This is a genomic window from Bacillus sp. AFS029637 (assembly GCF_002584985.1).
Taxonomy (GTDB): Bacteria; Bacillota; Bacilli; order Bacillales; family Bacillaceae_G; genus Bacillus_A.
The window spans coordinates 34,674-57,102 of the sequence record NZ_NUPZ01000037.1; the positions used below are offsets into that span (position 1 = coordinate 34,674).

At 35.8% G+C, this 22,429-nt stretch carries 19 protein-coding genes, 3 pseudogenes and 3 other annotated features; of the genes and pseudogenes, 6 read left to right on the forward strand and 16 right to left on the reverse strand.

The window, feature by feature from the left end:
- Positions 1–110 precede the first annotated feature (110 nt).
- Positions 111–1,214, forward strand: coding sequence for a CapA family protein (locus COE49_RS19355; RefSeq protein ID WP_088231233.1), 1,104 nt, complete (start codon positions 111–113; stop codon positions 1,212–1,214).
- A gap of 52 nt (positions 1,215–1,266) precedes the next feature.
- Positions 1,267–1,494 (forward strand): hypothetical protein, encoded by a 228-nt coding sequence (locus COE49_RS19360; RefSeq protein ID WP_088231232.1) that lies wholly within the window; start codon positions 1,267–1,269, stop codon positions 1,492–1,494.
- 81 nt (positions 1,495–1,575) lie between these two features.
- On the opposite strand, the gene ilvA is transcribed toward COE49_RS19360, so the two are convergent.
- The 5 genes and pseudogenes from ilvA to COE49_RS19385 all read right to left on the reverse strand — a co-directional run.
- Positions 1,576–2,838 (reverse strand): threonine ammonia-lyase IlvA, encoded by a 1,263-nt coding sequence (gene ilvA, locus COE49_RS19365; RefSeq protein ID WP_088231231.1) that lies wholly within the window; start codon positions 2,836–2,838, stop codon positions 1,576–1,578.
- Between the two features lie 31 nt (positions 2,839–2,869).
- Positions 2,870–4,543 (reverse strand): dihydroxy-acid dehydratase, encoded by a 1,674-nt coding sequence (gene ilvD, locus COE49_RS19370; RefSeq protein WP_088231230.1) that lies wholly within the window; start codon positions 4,541–4,543, stop codon positions 2,870–2,872.
- A gap of 46 nt (positions 4,544–4,589) precedes the next feature.
- Positions 4,590–4,943, reverse strand: a pseudogene (locus COE49_RS19375) (ketol-acid reductoisomerase); the annotation flags it as partial.
- Positions 4,934–5,620: pseudogene (locus COE49_RS19380) on the reverse strand (thiamine pyrophosphate-binding protein); the annotation flags it as partial. The pseudogenes COE49_RS19380 and COE49_RS19375, both read right to left, overlap by 10 nt.
- Before the next feature lie 22 nt (positions 5,621–5,642).
- Positions 5,643–5,747: pseudogene (locus COE49_RS19385) on the reverse strand (branched-chain amino acid aminotransferase); the annotation flags it as partial.
- 149 nt (positions 5,748–5,896) lie between these two features.
- Positions 5,897–6,135: a binding site (T-box leader), on the reverse strand.
- A gap of 46 nt (positions 6,136–6,181) precedes the next feature.
- Positions 6,182–6,427 (reverse strand) — a binding site (T-box leader).
- Positions 6,428–6,620: 193 nt separating this feature from the next.
- On the opposite strand from COE49_RS19385, the gene msrA reads away from it, so the two are divergent.
- Positions 6,621–7,157 (forward strand): peptide-methionine (S)-S-oxide reductase MsrA, encoded by a 537-nt coding sequence (msrA, locus tag COE49_RS19390; RefSeq protein ID WP_098252679.1) that lies wholly within the window; start codon positions 6,621–6,623, stop codon positions 7,155–7,157.
- A 166-nt stretch (positions 7,158–7,323) separates the two neighbouring features.
- On the opposite strand, the gene COE49_RS19400 is transcribed toward msrA, so the two are convergent.
- The 5 genes from COE49_RS19400 to COE49_RS19425 all read right to left on the reverse strand — a co-directional run bounded on the left by COE49_RS19400 (position 7,324) and on the right by COE49_RS19425 (position 10,665).
- Positions 7,324–7,524 carry a hypothetical protein gene (locus COE49_RS19400; RefSeq protein WP_098252678.1) on the reverse strand — a complete coding sequence of 67 codons (201 nt, stop codon included), beginning with the start codon at positions 7,522–7,524 and terminating at the stop codon, positions 7,324–7,326.
- 228 nt (positions 7,525–7,752) lie between these two features.
- Positions 7,753–8,649, reverse strand: a complete 897-nt coding sequence (locus COE49_RS19405) for an RCC1 domain-containing protein (protein ID WP_088231228.1) — start codon at positions 8,647–8,649, stop codon at positions 7,753–7,755.
- A 143-nt stretch (positions 8,650–8,792) separates the two neighbouring features.
- Positions 8,793–9,434 (reverse strand): FusB/FusC family EF-G-binding protein, encoded by a 642-nt coding sequence (locus tag COE49_RS19410; RefSeq protein ID WP_046959069.1) that lies wholly within the window; start codon positions 9,432–9,434, stop codon positions 8,793–8,795.
- A gap of 109 nt (positions 9,435–9,543) precedes the next feature.
- The gene (locus COE49_RS19420) at positions 9,544–10,230 is read right to left on the reverse strand and encodes a DUF421 domain-containing protein (protein ID WP_088231227.1); all 687 of its coding nucleotides are present in this window, start codon (positions 10,228–10,230) and stop codon (positions 9,544–9,546) included.
- Between the two features lie 171 nt (positions 10,231–10,401).
- Positions 10,402–10,665 carry a CD3324 family protein gene (locus tag COE49_RS19425; protein WP_088231226.1) on the reverse strand — a complete coding sequence of 88 codons (264 nt, stop codon included), beginning with the start codon at positions 10,663–10,665 and terminating at the stop codon, positions 10,402–10,404.
- A gap of 334 nt (positions 10,666–10,999) precedes the next feature.
- Between COE49_RS19425 and COE49_RS19430 the strand changes: the two genes are divergently transcribed.
- The gene (locus tag COE49_RS19430; RefSeq protein ID WP_088231225.1) at positions 11,000–11,704 is read left to right on the forward strand and encodes a polysaccharide deacetylase family protein; all 705 of its coding nucleotides are present in this window, start codon (positions 11,000–11,002) and stop codon (positions 11,702–11,704) included.
- Positions 11,705–11,743: 39 nt separating this feature from the next.
- Here COE49_RS19430 and COE49_RS19435 read toward each other — a convergent pair whose 3' ends face one another.
- Complete coding sequence (locus tag COE49_RS19435; protein ID WP_088231224.1) at positions 11,744–13,081, reverse strand: sodium-dependent transporter; 1,338 nt, start codon at positions 13,079–13,081, stop codon at positions 11,744–11,746.
- Positions 13,082–13,383: 302 nt separating this feature from the next.
- Positions 13,384–13,607, reverse strand: a binding site (T-box leader).
- Between the two features lie 220 nt (positions 13,608–13,827).
- On the opposite strand from COE49_RS19435, the gene COE49_RS19440 reads away from it, so the two are divergent.
- On the forward strand, positions 13,828–15,462 hold the full coding sequence (locus COE49_RS19440) for a putative polysaccharide biosynthesis protein (protein ID WP_098356972.1): 1,635 nt from the start codon (positions 13,828–13,830) through the stop codon (positions 15,460–15,462).
- A 37-nt stretch (positions 15,463–15,499) separates the two neighbouring features.
- On the opposite strand, the gene COE49_RS19445 is transcribed toward COE49_RS19440, so the two are convergent.
- The 4 genes from COE49_RS19445 to COE49_RS19460 all read right to left on the reverse strand — a co-directional run bounded on the left by COE49_RS19445 (position 15,500) and on the right by COE49_RS19460 (position 19,164).
- The gene (locus tag COE49_RS19445) at positions 15,500–16,324 is read right to left on the reverse strand and encodes a DUF4037 domain-containing protein (protein WP_088231222.1); all 825 of its coding nucleotides are present in this window, start codon (positions 16,322–16,324) and stop codon (positions 15,500–15,502) included.
- 93 nt (positions 16,325–16,417) lie between these two features.
- The gene (locus COE49_RS19450) at positions 16,418–16,930 is read right to left on the reverse strand and encodes a GNAT family N-acetyltransferase (RefSeq protein ID WP_088231297.1); all 513 of its coding nucleotides are present in this window, start codon (positions 16,928–16,930) and stop codon (positions 16,418–16,420) included.
- Positions 16,931–17,024: 94 nt separating this feature from the next.
- Positions 17,025–17,942: a cysteine synthase A gene (cysK, locus tag COE49_RS19455; protein ID WP_098841111.1), complete on the reverse strand. Its 918-nt coding sequence runs from the start codon at positions 17,940–17,942 to the stop codon at positions 17,025–17,027.
- Between the two features lie 10 nt (positions 17,943–17,952).
- A complete protein-coding gene (locus COE49_RS19460) occupies positions 17,953–19,164 on the reverse strand; it encodes an MFS transporter (protein WP_098946021.1) in 1,212 nt (403 codons plus the stop codon).
- A gap of 244 nt (positions 19,165–19,408) precedes the next feature.
- Here COE49_RS19460 and COE49_RS19465 point away from each other — a divergent pair, with 244 nt between their 5' ends.
- On the forward strand, positions 19,409–21,049 hold the full coding sequence (locus tag COE49_RS19465) for a peptide ABC transporter substrate-binding protein (RefSeq protein WP_088231219.1): 1,641 nt from the start codon (positions 19,409–19,411) through the stop codon (positions 21,047–21,049).
- Between the two features lie 41 nt (positions 21,050–21,090).
- On the opposite strand, the gene hflX is transcribed toward COE49_RS19465, so the two are convergent.
- A complete protein-coding gene (gene hflX / locus COE49_RS19470; protein ID WP_088231218.1) occupies positions 21,091–22,350 on the reverse strand; it encodes a GTPase HflX in 1,260 nt (419 codons plus the stop codon).
- Between the last annotated feature and the right edge of the window lie 79 nt (positions 22,351–22,429).

Consider the following 22,429-nt stretch of genomic DNA (forward strand, 5'->3'; position numbering starts at 1 on the left):
AATTTCCACTGCTATAACCCGCTATTTTTTGTAACTATACATAGACCAGTTACCTTTAGTAGATTCATTGTTAATCTAATTGCGGGATAAACTCAAAAGGGAAGGTATTTATGAAAACTTTACTAAAACGATTTTTGTTAATAGCCTTTTGCATTACACCAATTGTGTTATTAATCAATTACTCTTTTATTTCAAAAGCGAAGGACAAACCCGATATACAAAACACATCGAGTAAAACAGCTTCAAAAAGCGAAAAGAAAGTAGAAGATCCCGAGATTACACTCACCTTCTCTGGTGATACAATGTTCGATTGGCAATTGCGTCCTATTATCGAAAAAAACGGTGCTGATTATCCATTCCAACATGTAAAAGAAGAAATAAAAAAAGCTGATATTTCTTTTGTGAATTTAGAATCAGCATTTACAACGAAAGAAAAGAAAGCACCTGGGCAACTATTTTGGATTAAAAGTGACCCATCTACACTACAAGCTATTAAAAACACTGGATATGATATCGTAAATATTGGAAATAACCATACACTTGATTATGGACAAGAGGGATTATTAGATACGATCTCTCATGTAGAAGAATTAAAGCTCCCTTACATTGGAGCCGGAAAGAACGCAAAAGATGCATATACTGCACGAGAAATGACTGTAAAAGGAAAAAAGTTTAAATTTCTTTCCTTCGTTCGATTTATGCCTGATTTTACTTGGGTAGCTGGTGACAATAAACCTGGTGTTGCGAACGGATATGATCTAGATTTAGTAACAAAAACAATTAAAGAGCAAAAACAAGATGCAGACTATTTAATTGTCTATATGCATTGGGGCGTTGAAAAATCGAATCGCCCGGTAGAATACCAAAAACAATATGTACCTAAAATAGTTGAAGCAGGAGCCGACGCGATCGTCGGAAGTCATCCACATTGGTTACAAGGGTTTGAATATTATAATAATGTTCCTGTCGCTTACTCATTAGGAAACTTTTTATTCCCAAGTTATGTGAACGGAAAAAGCGCCGAAACTGGCGTATTAACTTTAACTTTTAAAGGAAAAGATGTCCAAATGTCATTCAATCCTTATATCATCCGTAACAACCAAGTTTCCCCTGTAAATGAGGAAGAAAAGAAACAAGCTCTACAATATTTACAAACAGTTTCAACTGATGTAGAAATTGATGATACAGGGAAAATAATAAACAAACGTAACTAAACAGCAGAAAACCCTTTTCTCTGTAACATATATTACAGAATAGGTGATGAACATGCTGAAAGACTTATTAGAAAATGTAAGTTTGTTAGAGAACATTTATAAAATGTCCATAGCGATTCTACTTTTATGCTCCTTTTTTTCTGTTAGACTTCTAAAAAAAATAAAGCGAGAAAGAAAACTTTCTACCTTTGAATTCACTATGTACGTAATCATTCGTATTGCAATATTTTTTTGGTTAGCTAGCTTTATTCTTCTTGAATTTAATGAGTATCTAGTTTAACTATAAAAAAGATAGAACAAGCATTATGTTTCCCTTGCTTGTATCTATCTTTTTTATTTGGATGCTAACTCTTTCCTTCTATTAAATAAGCAAATCAAACAAAACAGGGTTTTTATTAAGCTCCATAAATTGAATATTATTTTCTTTAAAACGAGTAATTAATTGCTCATAATCCTCTTTATGTTTTAATTCTACACCGACTAACGCTGGCCCATTTTCCTTATTATGTTTCTTAATGTACTCAAAGCGCGTAATATCATCTTCTGGCCCTAACCCTTTATCAAGAAACTCTCTTAGTGCTCCAGAACGCTGCGGGAATTCAATGATGAAGTAATGCTGTAATCCTTCATAAATGAGCGAACGTTCTTTCATTTCTTGCATTCTATCAATATCATTATTTCCACCACTTAATATACACACAACTGTTTTTCCTTTTATTTCCTCCCTGTATAGATCAAGTGCTGCAATAGAAAGCGCACCAGCAGGCTCTGCTACAATCGCATTTTTCTTATATAGTTCTAAAATCATCGTACAAACTTTTCCCTCTGGTACTAAAACAATATCATCAATTACATCTTTACAAGTTTCAAATGTTAACTTCCCTACTTTTTTTACAGCTGCCCCATCAACAAAACTATCTATTTTATCTAATGCGACATTTTCATTTTGGAGAAAAGCCTCTTTCATAGATGCAGCTCCCATCGGTTCTACACCAATGACCTTTGTAGTAGGACTAACACCTTTTACATATGTACCAACGCCTGATGCTAACCCACCACCACCGATTGCTGTAAAGATAATGTCAACCGATTTCTCCATATCATGCATAACTTCAACTGCAACTGTCCCTTGACCAGCAACGACATACGGATCATCAAATGGATGAACAAACGTCATTCTATTTTCTTCACAATAACGCTGTGCTTCTTGGAAAGCACTATCAAATGTATCACCAACTAATACAATCTCTGCGAAATCACCACCGAAAAATTGTACTTGTGATACTTTTTGCTTAGGTGTTGTTGTAGGCATGAAAATTTTCGACGGAATCTTCAATAAGTTACACGTGTAAGCTACCCCTTGTGCGTGATTACCGGCGCTTGCGCAAACAACACCGTTTTGCAACTTTTCTTTCGGTAAGCTTTGAATCAAATTGTACGCACCACGAATTTTGAAAGAGCGAATCAATTGTAAGTCTTCTCGTTTCACATAAACGTCACAATCATATTTCTCAGATAAAACTGTATCACGTTGTAACGGTGTTTTAATCACGATATCTTTCATGCAATTATGAGCCATTAAGATATCTTCAATTTTCACTCTCTCCTTTACCTTGTGCACCATTTTATATCATCCTTATCTTTTTTAAATTGGCTCAATCAAAATTCGGGATTTTCAGAACAGCCCCTGTATTCGCCGATGTTACCATTTGCGCATAACGCCCAAGCCATCCAGTTTTCACTTTTGGTTCTGGTCGTTTCCATTCTTTTTTACGCTTTTCTAATTCCTCATCACTCACTCTTACTTCTAGCAAGCGTTCCTCAACATCAATACATACAATATCCCCTTGTTCAAGAAGTGCAATCGTTCCACCAGCTGCTGCTTCTGGTGAAATATGCCCGACCGAAATACCACGTGAAGCACCAGAGAAACGCCCATCCGTTAATAGCGCAACATCAGCGCCTAATCCCATTCCAGCAATTGCTGATGTTGGTGCTAACATTTCTGGCATACCAGGGCCGCCTCTTGGTCCTTCATAACGAATAACAACAACATCCCCTTTCTTAACCTTCCCAAGCATAATGCCCGCAAGCGCCTCATCTTGTGAATTAAAAATAACGCAAGGTCCTTCAAATCGTTTTACTTCAGTTGCTCCACTTTTAATAACTGCCCCATCTTTCGCAAGGTTTCCTTTTAATATACGTAAGCCTCCCTCTTCACTATGAGGGTTTTCGAGAGAATGAATAACTTCCTTATCTTGAATCTCAGCGTGAGCAATGTTTTCTCTTAACGTCTGTCCAGTAGCAGTGATACGATCTAAATGAAGTACCCCTTCTTTTCGGCTTAATTCTTTCAAAATTGCACTAATCCCGCCTGCTCGATCGATATCTTCCATATGCCAGTTAGAAGCCGGACTTACTTTACACAAATGCGGTACACGTCTTGAAACAGCATCAATACGACTCATATCATAATCTAGCCCTGCCTCTTGTGCGAGTGCTAGCGTGTGTAATACTGTATTCGTAGATCCTCCCATCGCCATATCAAGTGCAAATGCATCATCAATTGCCTCTTCTGTCACAATATCTCTTGGCTTAATATCTCTTTCAACTAATATTTTCAATTTCTCTGCCGCTTGTTTAATTAACTCTTCACGCCTTGGATCAATTGCTAAAATACTCCCGTTACCTGGAAGAGCTAAACCTAACACTTCACATAAACAATTCATAGAATTCGCTGTGAACATACCCGAACAAGAGCCACAAGATGGACAGCCATGATCTTCAATATCCTTCAATTCTTCTTCTGAAATTTTCCCAGATTGATAGGCTCCTACCCCTTCAAAAACAGAACTTAGATCAACTACTTCTCCTTTAGAAGTCTTACCTGCTGCCATCGGTCCACCTGAAACAAACACAGTTGGAATGTTAATACGAAGGGCAGCCATCATCATACCAGGTGTAATTTTGTCACAGTTTGGGATACAAATCATGCCGTCAAACCAATGTGCATTTACAACCGTTTCTACTGAGTCTGCAATAATTTCACGACTCGGAAGCGAATACCGCATACCGATATGTCCCATCGCAATACCATCATCTACTCCAATTGTATTAAATTCGAATGGAACCATACCTGCCGCACGTACTGCTTCTTTTACAAGCTTTCCAAACTCATTCAAGTGCTTATGCCCTGGAATAATTTCAATAAAAGAATTACAAATCGCTATGAACGGTTTATCAAAGTCTTCATCTTTTAAACCAGTTGCTTTTAATAAACTACGATGCGGAGCTTTATCAAAACCTTTTTTAATCATGTCACTTCTCATCTTGTCAAATCCCCTTTTACATATTTTTCACTTATAATATCTCAATCTATTTCTTTACTAACGTTTTCTTTTCTGGCTCCTTAATCCAGCTCATCATTTCACGAAGCTCTGCTCCTACTTTTTCTAACTGATGATTTTGCTCTGCTTTTTTCATCGCATTATACGTTGGGCGCCCAGCTTGATTTTCTAAAATCCATTTCTTCGCGAATTCACCTTGCTGAATTTCTGTAAGTACTCGTTGCATCTCTTTCTTCGTTTCATCTGTAACAATTCTCGATCCTGTTACATAATCTCCAAACTCAGCCGTATCTGAAATAGAATGGCGCATGTTCGTTAATCCACCTTCGTACATTAAATCAACAATTAACTTTAATTCATGTAAACATTCAAAGTATGAATGATGCCTCCTCCAATATAAAGAAGCGGGCGTTTTGCTTGTGAAATTGCTTTAGCCACCTCTTTAAGCTTCATAGTGTCTGGCATAGACTCCAGTTTGTATCCTGGAATCTCAATTACTTCATTATAAAAACTTGTTACCTTTTCATTTTGAATATCTTTTGGAATATCAATTAATACTGGTCCTGGTCGCCCGCTTTCGGCAATGTAAAAAGCTTCTTGTACAACGCGTGATAAATGATTCACATCACGAACTTGGTAATTATGTTTCGTAACAGGTACTGTAATCCCGATAACATCCACTTCTTGAAATCCATCTTTACCAATTAAAGTCTTTGCAACTTGCCCTGTAATGACGACTAAAGGAATCGAATCCATATAAGCATCTGCTAAGCCCGTAACTAAATTTGTCGCCCCTGGGCCAGAGGTAGCAAAGACTACCCCGACCTTTCCCGAAGCTCTCGCATATCCTTCAGCTGCATGAATGGCAGCTTGTTCATGACGAGTTAATACATGCTTCAATCCACTTTCATATAACGCATCGTATACTGGCAAAATCGCTCCGCCCGGATAACCGAAAACGGTCGTTACACCTAATTTTTTCAAGCATTGAATAACGTGCCCGGCTCCTGTCACTTCTTCGCACTGTAACTCCTCACATGCTGTATGCTGTGCCTTCATTTCGATTAACTCCTCTCCCTTTCTACATTAAGCTTTCCGCCAGTCCAGGAACACGTACTCCTCTTTCTCTCGTTAACTTTTTAAATTCTTCAGTTAATTGTTTCGTGACATCTCCTGGTTTCCCATCTCACATCGCTCCTCTTTTTTTCTATACTTTTGCAATCTATTTCTACATCGATTGCTGAGATGAGTATTTTCGACAGAATATTCAGTATATAAATTTTAAAAATATACTCGTCTCAACAATCGATTACTTACATACTTGTAGCAATCCATTGCTGAGACGAGGGAATCGTGGTACCACTCAGCTTCCTTACACTTCTCACGAAATATAAGCTCTGCAAGTCTAATGAGACTTTTGTTTTTCTATCGGGAACAACTCCGCTACTTTTTACTAGTTTCAAAAGCAGTGCTCCGAGGTGATCTTCAATGATTAAATTGTTACCACCCTCACAGCTTCCAGGCAGCTCTCTGAAACAATACCTATCATTTACTCTCCTCTTCTACGCATTCTCTTATTCTATTGTTTAAAATAAAAACTCTCGCCTCAGCAATCNNGATTGCTGAGGCGAGAGTTTCGCGTTACCACTCAGCTTCCTTATATTTCTCACGAAATATAAGCTCTGTAGGTCCAATTAGACCCCCGTCCTTTTAGCGGAGACGATGCCGTCGCCCTCTACTCAGTTTCCCTTTCGCAAGCGATGCTCCGAGGTGATCTTCAATGATTCGATTGTTACTACTCTCACAGCCTAGGAGCAGCTCTCTGAAACGATCATAACCATCTACTTTCCTCTTCTTTGCATATGCAAACTATAAAGTTAGAAAATTCTTAATTAACTTTTATTTGTTAAACGTATTATAGGACGTTGTTCTTTTCATTGTCAACATGTTTTCAAAATTTATTTTTAATAATACATATATTTTCGAATCTTTTTTATTGCGCAATAAAATTTTTTGTATAATACTATATAAAACATATATATTTAGGAGGATTACAGCAATGTCCGAAAAAACATACGAACTCGCAACCTTCGCAGGCGGTTGCTTTTGGTGCATGGTAAAGCCATTTGATGAACTTCCTGGTATTCATAAAGTGCTTTCCGGCTATGCAGGTGGTCATGTAGAAAACCCAACATATGAACAAGTAAAAGCTGGTACATCTGGTCATTTAGAAGTTGTACAAATTACATTCGATCCTTCTATTTTTCCATATGAAAAATTACTAGATTTATATTGGCCACAAATCGATCCAACTGATGATGGCGGACAATTTTTTGACCGTGGTCCATCTTATCGTACCGCTATTTTTTATCATAATGAAACGCAAAAAGAACTTGCTGAAAAATCAAAACAAGCTCTTGTAGAAAGCAGTATGTTTAAAGAACCAATCGTAACTGAAATTCGCCCGGCTGCACCTTTTTATGAGGCTGAAGAATACCATCAACATTTTTATAAAAAGAATCCAGAGAAATATGCTACTGAGCAAAAGGAATCTGGACGTGAAGACTTTATTAAAGAAAATTGGCAAAAAAAATAATACAAACGCATCGTGCTTTCTTTTAAAGTGCAATGCGTTTTTATCTTTGAAACAGGTACCATACGATTACAAAACCAATCGCTGTTAATGTCCAAAGTATTATCTCGTTTTTAACTCTATTCTTTTTATTAGTCATTTTATCTCTCCTTATAACAAGTAAACATATTCAAGATTTTTTTTGTTTAATTGTCCACCAGATGAAAGTAAATACATCCTTACATATTCTTGTAATAAGAGCACCTATTATTCCGATTGCAATTGAAATTACTAACATCTGTCCAAAACTAAAAGAATTTGTATATGTTATGTAGAGAACGACCCATACAAGCAAAGCATCTGGTAAATAAAGTGCAAACTTTTTAAACATTTATTCACCTCTTTTTATACCTTCTTTGTAAAATATGTTTTCTATTGTAGATTTGAAATAAAGAATAAGAATCCATTTTGAAAAAGGATTCTTATTCAGCAAATGTAAGGTTGATTATTTTCCACATACCTTATTCCATAATTACTCCTGAAGTAGAAATATATTACTGGATCCGTATTGTAATTTCACTGTTTTTATTCCTCATCAACAAATATTTACAATTAGTAACTAATTACCCGGCAGCCGTATACCTCGCCAGCTACCTACATCACATTGACCAAATTCATTATTACCTACCGCGACCACCGTGCCGTCTGATTTAAGTCCGACAGTATGCGCACAACCAGCCGCTATCGCTACAACATCGCGCCAATCGCTTACATTACATTGACCATACTCATTCCAGCCCACTGCCACCACTGTACCGTCTGATTTAAGTCCGATTGTATGATTCGTACCAGCTGCTATTGCTACAACACCTCTCCAGCCACTTACGTCGCACTGATTATGCTTATTATTACCCACTGCCATCACCGTACCGTCTCGTTTCAGACCAGCAGTATGAAGATACCCTGCCCCGACCGCCACAATACCACACCAGCCATTTACATTGCATTGGCCATATCGATTATTACCAACTGCCGTCACCGTACCGTCCAATTTAAGACCGACAGTATGCCAGTCACCCGCCGTGACCGCCACAATATCACGCCAGCTACTTATATTACATTCTCCTTCTTTATTTCGGCCCACCGCTATTACCGTGCCATCCAAATTAAGGCCAATAGTACGGCGCCAACCCGCTGCAACCGCTACAATATTATGCCAGTCGTTTACTTCACATTGGTCATGCTTATTCCACCCCACTGCTGTCACAGTATTATCACTTTTAAGAGCGATTGTATGAGCATTACCCGTATTCGTCGCCATATGAACATTACCCGCTGCGACTGCTTCAATATCACACCAGCCACTTACATTACATTCCCCCTCTTTATTTCGCCCCACTGCTACCACCGTGCCATCCGATTTAAGTGCAACTGTATGACCACGACCTGCTGCTATCGTATCTTTAGGCCACCGTTTCACTTTTAACACCTCCTCTTTCGGTGAAATGTAATTCATGTTTTTCCTCCTTCAAAATAAGCAAATATATCAAAACATACCTTCTTATCAAACTTTCTTTTTAATCTACATCTTTAAAAGAAACCTATTACTACTTCTTCCAAAAATAAAAACCTCCAGTTTATAAACTAGAGGTATTCTATTCATTTCTTCAATCTCTCAATAAAATCGTTCAATTTATCAAGCGATTTCATATTCTGATTACACGCTACACCATCTTTGCAAATATAGTTTCCCTTTTTAACAAAGGTTCCAGGTACATCACCTTTAATTTCAACTAAAAACATTCCCACTTCTTCATGCCCATGACATAATGAACAAATACTTTTTTTATTTAAACTTTGGAACGTTCCTTGCAGACCAACAAACTTATTTTTATCATTTTTCGCTATAATAAATTTCCTGCTTGATCCCTTATCAATCCAACTTAAATAAGATAATTCTTTCATATTCAGTTCTTCCATATCAGGAAGCTTTAATTTTTTCGCCTTAGGAAATAATTTTTTTAACGTTTGTGCTGTAACTTCTTGAAACGGAATGACATACGGATTTATTTTCAGTAAAAACGATTCTGCATCTTCTCTATTTTGAACTGTTAATACTGTATCAATTAACTCTTTCTGTTCATCCGTTAAATTCTCAAATACATGTATTATCTTTTCAATTGCAAGTGATTTTAACGCTTGAATTACACCTCTATCATTTGCCGTTGCATGCCCATTTGCTAAAATATAAGCTTGTGATTTTATAAAATTGTATTGATCACTTCTAATAAAAGCTTCCATCTTTATCACTCCATACAAATTGTTGATCTAGTTTTATTGTATACAAAGATTCAGCTTTTTGATATGTAAAAGATAACTTAGAAACGAATATTACATACTTCGATATGTTCTACCGCTTTATTTCCTGACAAAAGAAACCATCGTCTGTTTTCCATTCTGCATATAATACATCTTCAAATTTAGTAATCCCTTTTTGCTTTATTTGTTTATACAGCCATCCTTCATCAAAGCCAGCTTCTCTCAAATTATCTTTCACTACTTTTCCGTCACTAATTAATGAAATCGGTAAGTATACAGGCTTATGTTTTAAACTTAAATCATTTATAGTGGGAGATTCGTATTTACTTTTTTTCAGAACACTTATGTTTCCATTAGGTTCCAAAACCATATATTCAACTTCTCGGATTGAAAATATGTCTTTTTGTTGTCTTAGCATTTGTTGTAGTTGATTAATATCCAAATGATTTGAACTTAGTTGTTCCCGATCAATATATCCATTACGGATAATAATTGAAGGTGAGCCTTCAAAAAAACTTCTCGTCCCTCTAAATTTTTGTGTTATCACTTCTATTGAATAGATTAACACTACCCATACAAGTACGGCATATAAAATAGACCATATTTTTATTTTCGGATCATATATAGTATTTCCGACTAATTCTCCGAGAACAATAGCAGAAATAAAATCAAATGGCGTTAACTGCGATATTTGTGTTTTCCCTAATATTTTAGTAGCAATCAATAGAATAAAAAAACCAAAAAACAGTTCTATCGTTATTTGTCCAAGATGATTCATAGTTGCTCACCTTTCTGTAATATGAAATATAACGTTTTAATGCCCATTCATACTTCTATACGATTCATTTTTGCTATTATCATGCTCATTCCTCCCTCATATATCCAATACGTACAAAACAAAAAGAGCCTGATTCAAAATAATATATGAACCAAACTCTTTTACTTTTATTTATTTAGAATACACAATCTTTTTAATCGTTTCTCCAGAAAGAAAATATTCTTCTGCAAGTTGCTGAATGGCAGTTCCACTTTTAAAAGCATCTTTTATTGCTTTATTTCTTTCATCCAGATGTTTTCTACCACCAGATCGCGTACCCCATTTATAATGTTGCGTTTCTTGTTTTGGAATGTAAATTGTTTCACCTTGTATATACTTTTGAATTTCAGCAATTAAACTCTCTGGTAAAACGGCCTTAGCTTTTACGTATTTCATTTCTGCTCGCCCCTTATTTTTTATGGTTCATTTCAATAAGGTGCAAAGCCAAATATAAAAAATGATACGAACTCATTTTGGCGATTAATCGTATATTACTTGTCTACCTCACGCAAAGTATCGCCATTTCCATATTTGGCTTTGCATGAGACGTTGCAGTGTCTGGCAATTGAATTGTAATCGCCATATAAACACCTCCTAATATACCTTTTGATTTCATTTTATTATATGATAAATTCCCACCACTTGCATCTTCATACTTTTTGAAGCAACAAGTTATGCAGTTTGATATAATACTTTTTAGTTCAATCAAAAAGTATAGTGAGGTTGCATTATGAAGAAGAAATTAATCATTACAATAGTTACACTATTCATTATTACTATAGCATTATTCGGAACATACAAATTAATGAACGCAAGAAGCTTTCAATTATTTGGTGAGCTGACAAATCGCATTGAAACGAACGAAAAGATAGTGGCCTTAACTTTTGATGATGGCCCTACAAAAAATATTGAACAAATATTACCGCTTTTAGATAAGTACAATGCGAAAGCTACTTTCTTTGTTATCGGAAACGAATTAGAAAATAATTTATCATTAGGTAAAGCGATTGTTCAATCTGGACATCAACTTGGAAATCATACATATTCTCATAATAGAATGGTTTTCAAAACACCTTCTTTTATTAAAGAAGAAATAGAAAAAACGAATTCATTAATCCGTCAAACAGGATTTACAGACGAAATTGATTTTAGGCCACCTAACGGTAAGAAGCTAATAGGGCTACCATACTATTTAAATCAAAATAATATCGAAACGATTACATGGGACCTTGAACCTGATACTTTTTATAAATCCGCCACTGATAAAATTGAATACGTCAATAAGAATATAAAACCTGGTTCTATTATTTTATTGCACTCTATGTATGATGAATCTAATGAAAATTTACAGACCATTGAAGGTATCTTAGACTCTTTATCTAAAAAGGGTTATCAATTCGTAACAGTAAACGAATTGCAAAAAAGAGCAAAATAAAAAGGTAGCGTATCATATCACGATACGCTACCTTTCTTATTAAATAATTCCAAGTACATTTAAGAACACGATAATAATGGCAATTGGTGCGATAAAGCGAAGTAAGAATAACCATAAAACGAATAGTTTATAGCCTTTATTTTTACTTACACCAAGTTCTTTCATTAATACATCTTTCTTCATTTTTAAAGGAACAAAGATGGAAACTAATAGAACACCAAGTGGCATTAGTATGTTACTAACCGTATAATCTGCTAAATCAAAAATTGTTTTTCCAAATGGTTTCACATCGCTTAACAAACCGAATGATAATGCTGATGGTACTCCAACAACGAAGATTAATAACCCTACAATTAAGGCCATTTTTTCGCGATTCCCTTTTCCTTTTGATGTTAATGACGCAACACTAATTTCTAGCATAGAAATAGCTGATGTAATCGTTGCGAAGAAGAATAGCAATAAGAAAATAACGAAGAACACTTTTCCGAACGCCATTTTACTGAAAATAGCAGGTAATACGATAAATAGTAGTCCTGGTCCTTGAGATGGCTCTAATCCAAATGCAAATACAACTGGGAAGATCGCAAGTCCTGCAAGTAATGTAATAACAAGCGTTAAAGCTACGATAGAAAATGCCGAACGTGGCAAACTTTCTTCCTTCGGTAAGTATGAACTATACGTTACCATTACTGCTACACCAACTGATAATGAGAAGAACGATTGACCCATCGCATATAAAATAACTTCTGATGTTACATGTGAGAAATCAGGTTGTAAGAAGAAACGAACCCCTTCTCCAGCACCATCTAACGTAAGTGCACGAACAATTAAAACAAAGAATAAAACGAATAATGCCGGCATGAAATATTTATTTACTTTTTCAACACCATTTTGTACACCTTTACTTACGATGAAAATAGTAATAAGAATGAATAATAACTGTGCCCCCACTGCTAAATACGGATTGGAAATGATTTCACCAAACGTAGCTTCGTATGATCCATTTCCTTCCCATAGTCTACCTGTAATTGCATTCCATAAATATAATAAAATCCAACCTCCTACAACACTGTAGAAAGAAAGTAGTATGAAACATGTTACAATCCCTAATTTACCTAGCCATGGCCATAATGTTTTTGGTGCGATTGCTCTATACGCATCGACAGCCTCTTTTTGTGTACTTCTACCAATAACAAATTCAGCTAATAATAGCGGTAATCCAATTAATAATGTGAAACCGATGAAAATAAGAAAGAACGCTCCGCCCCCTCCAATACCAGCCATATACGGGAACTTCCAAATCGCCCCTAGTCCAATTGCAGAACCTGCTGCAGCTAATACGAAACCTAACTTCGATGTCCATTGCTGTGAATTCATCTTTTTATCTCCTCTCTGTTTCTATTTCTTTTTTCGCTATAATCTGTCTATGCTTATATTGTTCTGCTACCACTCCGATCTAATACAACCACTTCCCTTCAACTAAAAAACGCCCCTACGTAAATACGTAGGGACGACAAAAATATCGCGGTACCACCCTAGTTGTGAAAATCACTAAGAAACCACCGAAATAAAAAACGCCCCTACGCAAATACGTAGGGACGATAAAATATCGCGGTACCACCCTAGTTATGAAGCCACAACAAAGTAAGACCTAAATAAAAAACGTCCCTACGTAAATACGTAGGGACGATATATATCGCGGTACCACCCTAGTTGTGAACAAAATCTTCACCACTTTATTTGATAACGGTATACACTACCGTCTTTCATTTCCTCACAACGCGAGATTTATGAAAGATGCTCCAGGACGAACTTCATGAATAATCTATATACTGATTCACACCAACCATCAGCTCTCTGAAATAGGGAGATTTTCACTACTATACCCTTTCATTGCCCAAATATTATTTTCCGAATTGATTACTATCATTTTTATCATACATTAAAAATAGTGTCAACTTATATTTTGAATTTTTATGTAGTACATTCTATTTAAAAATTCAAAATATGACTTTTAAATGAATAGTATTAGAACATTTATGGTTTATACTGTATTAACTTCTCTAGCAGGTTTATAGTAGTATACGATGAATGTAAGATAGCGTGAGTAGGAGGAAAGAATTTTGTCTACGTCAAAAGTTTTAAAAGGAACTGCTTTATTAAGCGGTGCCACAATGATTTCACGTATTTTAGGGTTTATATACTTCTTCCCTTTTCAATTATTAGTTGGAACGCAAGGGGTCGCTTTATACGGATATGCATACTCTTGGTACGGTATTTTATTAAGCTTTTCAACAGCCGGCATTCCTATTGCCGTCTCTAAATTTGTTGCAAAACATAATGCGCTCGGTGATTATAGTACAAGTAAAAAATTATATAACTCTAGTGTAAAATTGATGCTGTTTATGGGCTTTTTAGGATTTTTAATTTTATTTATTGGAGCACCATACATATCACAATTTATTATTCGTTCTAAAACACCAGATCCACAATTTATCGCTGACGTAACACTTACGATGCGAGCATTAAGTTTCGCACTTATTATCGTACCAGCTATGAGTGTTACACGTGGTTATTTCCAAGGCTTTCAACATATGAAACCGAGTGCTGTTTCTCAAGTCGTAGAACAAATCGCACGTGTTGTTTTCATTTTAGTTGGTAGCTTCATCGTCTCAAAAATATTAGGAGGTTCCGTAGCCTCTTCTGTTGCAGTTGCTACGTTTGGAGCTGTTATCGGTGCACTTGCCAGCGTCTCTATTTTAATGATGTACTGGAAAAAGTATAACCGATTAAAACCTCCCGAAGGCGAATTAAAATCAAGGGCATCCAATATTCCGTTAAAAAATATTTATATAGAATTACTTCGATATGCAATCCCAATTGTATTTGTCGGTATTGCAATTCCGCTCTATACGTTAGTAGATCAATATACAGTAGCTGATGTCCTTAGAGCGATGGGAGAGCCTTTAGAAACAGCGAATGCAGTGTTTGCTTATATAACGAACTATGCACAAAAGTTAATTATGATTCCAGCTTCACTTGCAACTGGATTCTCGTTAACGATCATTCCGGCTATAACGAAATCTTATACAAGCGGGAAACTAGAAGAATTACAAGGGCAAATTTCAAAGATATTCCAAGTATTGTTATTCTTCACGATCCCAGCTGCATTCGGTCTCGCTAGTATCGCTTACGATGCATTCCGCATGGTTTATGTAGACCCTAAAATTGCACTTGATGGATCACAATACTTAATTTCATTTGCACCTTCTGCTATATTAAGTGCAATTTTCACAGTTTCAGCAGCTATACTACAAGGAATTGATTATCAAAGAAAAACAATGATTGCATTTTCAATCGGTATTCTCGTTAAGATTGTAGTGAATACACCGCTCTTACATTTATTTGGCGGACACGGTGCTGTACTTGGAACAATTCTTGGATACCTCGTTTCCAATGTTATTATGTTGTACTGCATCATTAAGTTTGCGAAATTTAAAATTGGTGAAACAGCAAAAACAGTATTTCTTATTACGATTTACTCAGCGGCAATGTCTGCTGTTGTAATTGCATTAAAAACATTTATAAGTTGGATTATTCCTGGCCAATCTTATATAGAATCACTAATTATTGTATTTATATGCGCCACAGCAGGAGGACTGGTTTATCTATTATTCGTATTAACGAGTGGACTTGCTTCGCATATTCTTGGTGATCGTATTCAACGTTTACCTGTATTAGGCAAGTTAGTAAAATAAAAAGAAGAGATGTAACTCATTGTTACATCTCTTCTATTTATTTTGCATATTGAATATGTTTTTGTTGCTCAGCAATATTTAGTGCTGGAGCATGGTGTTCTACTAAATGTAATACCTCTTTTATTAACATTTCTAACTCCTGCACACTATACTCCGGTTTCTCTATCAACGTATTCGCCATACGCTCATATAAGTTTTCAGGCTTAATACTCATTCGTTCCACATTATGCGGCATCCATTTAAATGCAGGATGATGCACATACATTTTATTCAAACCAAATAAGGTCCCAAATATATTTCTTTGCACTTCACAAATAACATCATATAGCATAAGCCAATCTTTTCGTTTTAAAAGAGCCTCTCGATTATGCCAACGATTGCTTAACCAAAGATTTTCTGAAATCATCCGTTTCGCTAGTTCTTCTGGATACACCGCCACTCTATCTTTTAATTCATTCACTTTCTTTTCTCCATACAAACTCACACCATCATGAACGGATGATACAATACATTGTTTCTCATAATTTATATCATAATGTTCTACAACTTCTGAAATAACCTTTTCTACGGTCACTGTCAAAAAATTACTGATCTCTAGTTTAATTCCTTCTTTCGTCAAATACGTTTCCGACCATTCTTCTTCTTCGTAAGGATGATATGACAAAATAGTGCCACCAATATAGTTAATAGGCCCTTTACGATCCTCATCCTCTGGCGGCGCTGACCATAAAATATGTAATTCGATATCTGAATGTTCATCTTCTAACTTTCTAGCTACTGAACCTGCTAACATAATGGATTCGATTTTCGAGTTTTGTCTATAAATCTCTGAAATTTCAATCGCTTTCTCTTTTAATCCCATTTCATTCCCCCCTAATACCGCAGTACTCTCCTCGCTTTTTATTTATCTATTTCGATATTGCATATTATATTACCTTTTCAAATTCACACTTAATCAAATTTCTACCCAATAACGCTGAACAATTTCGCCAGTATGAGAAGAAACTACTTCATTCTCTAACACACCGCCAACCTTTTGAATCGTTTTAGCAGAACCTACATTAACCTTATCGCAAGTTATTAACACTTTCTGCAATCCTAATTTTTTTGCTTCACCTAACGCAAGTTGTAGTTGTTTCGTAGCGTAACCTTGACGACGTTTATTCGGATGGACACTATAACCGATATGACCGCTTTCCAGTAATAATTCTGGATTTAATCGATGTCTAATATTCACAAAACCTATAAGTTCCCCTTTTTCAAAACTTAAAAATTGGCTAGACGGTACTCGATTAGCTTGTAAGTTTTCTCCCACTTCTTGTATACTCACTTTTTCAAACCATCCATCGAGAGAATCAAAATTTTGTAAAGAGCAGCTGCCGTGTGGTTGTTCTCCTACATGTAAAAATGTCTGCCTATACTCTATAATTTGTTCGCTATATTCATATGCTGGTTTCAATAACTTCATTGTCATTCTCACCACTCACCCATTCTCTATTTTTCGAAAAGAAACACCTTAATAGAGGATTTTCATCCTTACTATTAAGTTGCTTCTATCCCTTTTATTCAAATAATCCCATACTCAAATAACGTTCCCCTGTATCAGGTGCAATACATAAAACTTTTTTTCCCACTCCTAGACGCTTTGCTATCATAATTGCTGCGTAAACAGATGCTCCAGAAGACGGCCCAACTAATAATCCCTCTTGTCTAGCTAAGTTTCTCATTGTCGTTAAAGCCTCTTCGTCTGCAATTTGAATAATTTCGTTATACACTTCTGTATTTAAGTTTTTCGGGATAAATCCTGGACTAGTTCCTACTAGTTTATGAGGACCTGGAACACCACCAGATAAAACCGGTGATCCTTTCGGTTCTACTACTGCAATATATAAGTTTGGTAATTTCTCTTTTAACGTTTCACCGGTCCCTGTAATCGTTCCGCCCGTTCCTGCCGTTGCTACAAATGCATCAAGCTCTCCATCCATTTGTTCATAAATTTCAAGGGCAGTCGTATAACGGTGAATATTCGGATTTGCCGGGTTTTCAAATTGCTGCGGAATGAAACTATTTGGAATTTGCTTTTGTAGTTCTAACGCCTTCGCAATTGCTCCTGGCATTCTTTGTTCTGCTGGTGTTAAAACTACTTCTGCTCCGTATGCTTTCAATAAGTTAATTCTTTCTTTAGACATATTATCCGGCATAATTAAAATCGCTTTATACCCTTTAGCCGCCGCATTCATCGCTAAGCCTATTCCTGTATTTCCACTTGTTGGCTCAATAATTGTATCTCCTGGTTTGATAAGACCATTCTCTTCAGCAACGTGCAGTAAATTATAGGCCGCACGGTCTTTCACACTGCGTGACGGATTAAACATTTCTAGTTTTACATACACATCCGCTGCGTCTTCTGGAATAAATTTAGATAATCGGACGACAGGTGTATCTCCTATTAATTCTGTAATATTTTCACATAATTTCATAGCGCATCCCCTATTCTATCGTTTTCTTATCACTTGGTAGTAACCATGAAGTAAGTCCAATTAATGGTAGACAACTACATAGTAACATAATGAATTGTAGACTATATATGTCAGCCAATTTCCCAAGGACTACAGATCCTAAAGCTCCGAGTCCAAACGCAAGCCCTACAATTAATCCAGATACCATTCCTACTTTTCCAGGAACAAGCTCTTGCGCGTAAACAACAATTACACTAAAACTACTTGAACTAATAAAACCGATACATAAAAATAACGGTACGACCCACACAAGAGAAACGTGAGGTAGTAAAAGTGCAAGCGGCGCTGATCCAAGCATTGAAAATACAATAATATTTTTCTTACCAAATCGATCTGCTAACGGTCCACCAAAGAAAGTTCCTAACACACCGGCAATCATAAATGCGAATACGAAATACTGGGCATTTTTTATAGATAAACCGTAATGCTCAATTAAGTAAAATTGATAGAAATTCCCGATACCAGCACCGTACCAAGAGCGTACAAAAGTAAGGAAAACAAGAAGTATAATAACGAATTTAATATGCGTACTTACAATTGCATTTTCTGCCTCAAGCGCAGCCCTCTTTTTCCTTCTCACAGCACCAGTTGCTAATTCATTCTTATACCAATTTGATACGAAAATTAATAATACGATTCCTACTGCTGCAAAAGCGGTAAAACCTAAAGAGCCAATTTGACCGAGCGGAATGAAAATTAATGCTGTAAAAATAGGAGCTAAGGAATTCCCTGTATTTCCTCCCACTTGATAAATCGCTTGTGCTAAACCTCGTTTTGCCCCTGCCGCCATATAAGCAACTCGGGCACCTTCTGGATGAAAGACTGCAGAACCTAATCCGATAAATAAAACAGAAATAATAACAATAATAAAGTTTGGTGCAAAAGCAAGTCCGATCATCCCAAGCATACTCGAAAACATACCGAGCGGTAATAAAAATGGTGACGGCTTCTTATCCGAATACATACCAAAAACCGGCTGCATAATGGATGACGTCATATTTAACGCAAACGCAATCCACCCTACTTGCATATAGGATAAATTCATCGTTTTTTCCAAAATAGGAAACAGCGCGGGCACAACTGCTTGCATCGAATCATTTAAAAAATGACCGAAACTAATCGCAAATAATATTCGGTATATTGTCGGTGTTTCTACTGTGTTTTTTTGCGAAACTGCCTGCATATATGAATCTCTCCTTCCTTTACAAAATATATATTTATTAAAGTAAGTGTAATAAAGTAAAACTTTAACCTTAATAAATTCTGACTTTTGAAACATTTCTATTCTATACTGGTTTCGTTTCTTTTTCCAGAAATATCACTTCTTACATAATATATTTTTTCTATGCGTTTTATCGGATTTATTTATAGAAATTTTCTATATTTTCTTTTATACTAAGGCAGAGATGAAGGGAAGGATGACAACTATGAAGCAAAAAACTAAAGGAGTCGTTGCACTCTCAATTACATTATCTATGTTTTTAACAGCATGTGGTCAAAAACAAGAGGCAACAACTACCGGGGAAAAGAAAAAGGAATCTTCAAAACAAGTATTAAATATTGTAGAAGCTGGGGAAATTTCTACACTTGATTCATCTATCGCAACTGATGGGCATTCTTACGCTGCTTTAAACAACGTAATGGAAGGGTTATATATGCCTGGACCTGATAATCAACCTGTTCCTGCGGCAGCTGAATCATACAAACTGAGCGAAGACGGAAAAACCTATACATTTACATTACACGATTCAAAGTGGTCAAATGGTGATCCAGTGACTGCTCATGATTTTGAATATGCATGGAAACGTGCCGTAAATCCAGAAACCGCTTCTGAATACGCACATATTATGTTCGATATTAAAAACGCAGAAAAAATAAATAAAAAAGAATTACCAATTGATTCATTTGGTGTAAAAGCGATTGATAATAAAACGCTTGAAGTACAGTTAGAACACCCTGTTCCATATTTTTTAGGGTTAATGGGATTTGCAACATTTTATCCTCAAAACCCAAAAGTTACAGAAGCGCAAGGGAAAAATTATGGTCTTGAAGCTGCAAATGTAGTTTATAACGGGCCGTTTCAATTAAGTGAATGGAAACATGATACAAGTTATAAAATGACAAAAAATCCGAACTACTGGGATAATAAAAATGTGAAATTAAATGAAATCAATGTAAATATCGTAAAAGACACTTCAACAGCCGTTAATTTATTTGAAAGCAAACAAGTAGACCGAATTACAATTAATTCAGAGTTTGTTGATAAATATCAAAAAGATCCGAGCTTGAAGAAAATGGAACGTCCTTCTATGACATTTTTCCGATTTAGCCAAAAGAATCCTTTATTGGCAAACAAAAATGCTCGAAAAGCTATTTCGCTTGCTTTTGATAAACAAGGAATCGCAACAACGATTTTAAATAATGGTTCTATACCTGCGAATGCCTTCGTTCCAAAAGGATTCGTAAAAGGACCTGATAATAAAGATTTTCGCAGTACAAGTAATGTAAAAGTAGAAACAAATGTGAAAGAAGCTAAAACACTATGGGAAACTGCAAAAAAAGAAACTAATTTACAAAATGCTTCTCTTTCAATCATAACAACTGATGAGTCTAACGATAAAAAAATTAGTGAGTTTTTAAAAGGTGAACTGGAGAAAAACTTACCAGGATTAAAAATCACATTACAGCCCCTTCCAGTAAAAGCATTTTTAGATCGTGAAGGAAATGGTGATTTTGAAATTTCACTTTCCACATGGGGACCAGACTATCCTGATCCTACAACATTTTTAAATATGTTTGTCACAGACGGACCGTTTAATAAGATGAGCTATTCAAACAAACAATACGACGAATTAATTGAGAAAACGCGTTCTACTTTAGCAACTGACTTACCAGCACGTTGGAAAGCGTTCCAAGATGCAGAGAAAATCTTACTAGAAGACGATGCGGCTATCGCTCCAATCTTCCAATCAGGGCTTGTATATTTAGAACGACCAACAGTAAAAGGTGTTGTTATTCGTCCATTTGCAGGAATTTATTCTTATAAGTGGGCCTCTATTACAGAATAAGAAAAAGGCGATCCTAAAATAAATTAGGGTCGCCTTTTCTATTAAATAGCAAAACGCTTATACTTTTCGTAATCACTCGTCTTACATTCTACTTCTAGTTTCGTACCTTCATTCTCATAGCTCGTAGATAAGACGTGCGCATGATTATTGAAATAAGAAACTACCTGTCCTTGATCATACGGAATTAACATTTCGCACTTCGTATATTCTTTATAAATATGCGAGCGAATTATTTCTACAAGCTCTTCAATTCCAACATGTTTCTTCGCAGATAAATATACGCGATCTTCTTGTACTTTCGGAATTTCAACATCCACCATATCTGATTTGTTATAAGCATAAATCGTCGGGATATTTTCTACTCCAATTTTCTTTAACGTTTCATTTGTAATATCAATTAACTGTTCGTAATTTGGATTTGCGTAATCTACAACGTGAATAAGTAAGTCTGCTTCCGCTACTTCTTCTAACGTTGAACGGAACGCTTTTACAAGATGATGTGGTAATTTACTTACAAATCCAACTGTATCTGTTAATAAGAATGATTTATTATCTGGCAAATCAATATTTCGTACAGATGTTTCTAACGTCGCGAATAACATATCTTTTTCAAATACTTGTTTTTCTTCTGTACCATTATAAATTTCAAGCATTGCATTCATCGTCGTTGATTTTCCTGCGTTCGTATAACCTACTAATGCTACAACAGGAACTTCATTTTTCTTACGTTGTTTTCGCTGCGTTTGACGCTGAGCAACAAGCGCTTCTAAATCTTTATTTAAAACTGAAATCTGTTCTTCAATTTTACGACGATCTAACTCTAATTTCTTCTCACCGACACCTTTATTTTTCGTACCAACGCCGCCGCTCTGTCTTCCTAACGACTCACGAAGACCGATTAAACGAGGCATCATATATTGAAGATGTGCTACTTCTACTTGTAGCTGCGCTTCTTTCGTTTTCGCACGTTGCGCAAAAATATCTAAAATTAATATGGTACGATCGATTACTTTACAATCTAAATCCGCTTCTAAATTGCGAATTTGCGAAGGAGATAATTCGTCATTAAAGATGACCATATTCGCATCTACTTCGTTAACATAGGCTGCTACTTCTTCAATCTTCCCTTTTCCAATATAATGCGATGGATTTACTCGTTGTAAATTTTGCGTTACCTGCCCAATTACCTCTACATCACAAGCTTCTGCAAGATTTGTTAACTCTTCCATCGAATATGCAAAATCATCTTCATTACCTAAATTCACACCAACTAAAACTGCTTTTTGTACTACTTCTTCCATATATTTATTCCTCCATTTCGATTACGTAAAATAAAAAACACAGGTCACTGCCTGTGCTTTCGTAAACGGATAAGGGTTC

Excerpts from the sequence above, each read along its gene's own strand:
- COE49_RS19355 (WP_088231233.1), top strand. The coding sequence starts at position 111 with ATGAAAACTTTACTAAAACGATTTTTGTTAATAGCCTTTTGCATTACA.
- COE49_RS19360 (WP_088231232.1), top strand. The coding sequence starts at position 1,267 with ATGCTGAAAGACTTATTAGAAAATGTAAGTTTGTTAGAGAACATTTAT.
- ilvA (WP_088231231.1), bottom strand. The coding sequence starts at position 2,838 with ATGGTGCACAAGGTAAAGGAGAGAGTGAAAATTGAAGATATCTTAATG.
- ilvD (WP_088231230.1), bottom strand. The coding sequence starts at position 4,543 with ATGAGAAGTGACATGATTAAAAAAGGTTTTGATAAAGCTCCGCATCGT.
- msrA (WP_098252679.1), top strand. The coding sequence starts at position 6,621 with ATGTCCGAAAAAACATACGAACTCGCAACCTTCGCAGGCGGTTGCTTT.
- COE49_RS19400 (WP_098252678.1), bottom strand. The coding sequence starts at position 7,524 with ATGTTTAAAAAGTTTGCACTTTATTTACCAGATGCTTTGCTTGTATGG.
- COE49_RS19405 (WP_088231228.1), bottom strand. The coding sequence starts at position 8,649 with ATGAATTACATTTCACCGAAAGAGGAGGTGTTAAAAGTGAAACGGTGG.
- COE49_RS19410 (WP_046959069.1), bottom strand. The coding sequence starts at position 9,434 with ATGGAAGCTTTTATTAGAAGTGATCAATACAATTTTATAAAATCACAA.
- COE49_RS19420 (WP_088231227.1), bottom strand. The coding sequence starts at position 10,230 with ATGAATCATCTTGGACAAATAACGATAGAACTGTTTTTTGGTTTTTTT.
- COE49_RS19425 (WP_088231226.1), bottom strand. The coding sequence starts at position 10,665 with ATGAAATACGTAAAAGCTAAGGCCGTTTTACCAGAGAGTTTAATTGCT.
- COE49_RS19430 (WP_088231225.1), top strand. The coding sequence starts at position 11,000 with ATGAAGAAGAAATTAATCATTACAATAGTTACACTATTCATTATTACT.
- COE49_RS19435 (WP_088231224.1), bottom strand. The coding sequence starts at position 13,081 with ATGAATTCACAGCAATGGACATCGAAGTTAGGTTTCGTATTAGCTGCA.
- COE49_RS19445 (WP_088231222.1), bottom strand. The coding sequence starts at position 16,324 with ATGGGATTAAAAGAGAAAGCGATTGAAATTTCAGAGATTTATAGACAA.
- COE49_RS19450 (WP_088231297.1), bottom strand. The coding sequence starts at position 16,930 with ATGAAGTTATTGAAACCAGCATATGAATATAGCGAACAAATTATAGAG.
- cysK (WP_098841111.1), bottom strand. The coding sequence starts at position 17,942 with ATGAAATTATGTGAAAATATTACAGAATTAATAGGAGATACACCTGTC.
- COE49_RS19460 (WP_098946021.1), bottom strand. The coding sequence starts at position 19,164 with ATGCAGGCAGTTTCGCAAAAAAACACAGTAGAAACACCGACAATATAC.
- COE49_RS19465 (WP_088231219.1), top strand. The coding sequence starts at position 19,409 with ATGAAGCAAAAAACTAAAGGAGTCGTTGCACTCTCAATTACATTATCT.
- hflX (WP_088231218.1), bottom strand. The coding sequence starts at position 22,350 with ATGGAAGAAGTAGTACAAAAAGCAGTTTTAGTTGGTGTGAATTTAGGT.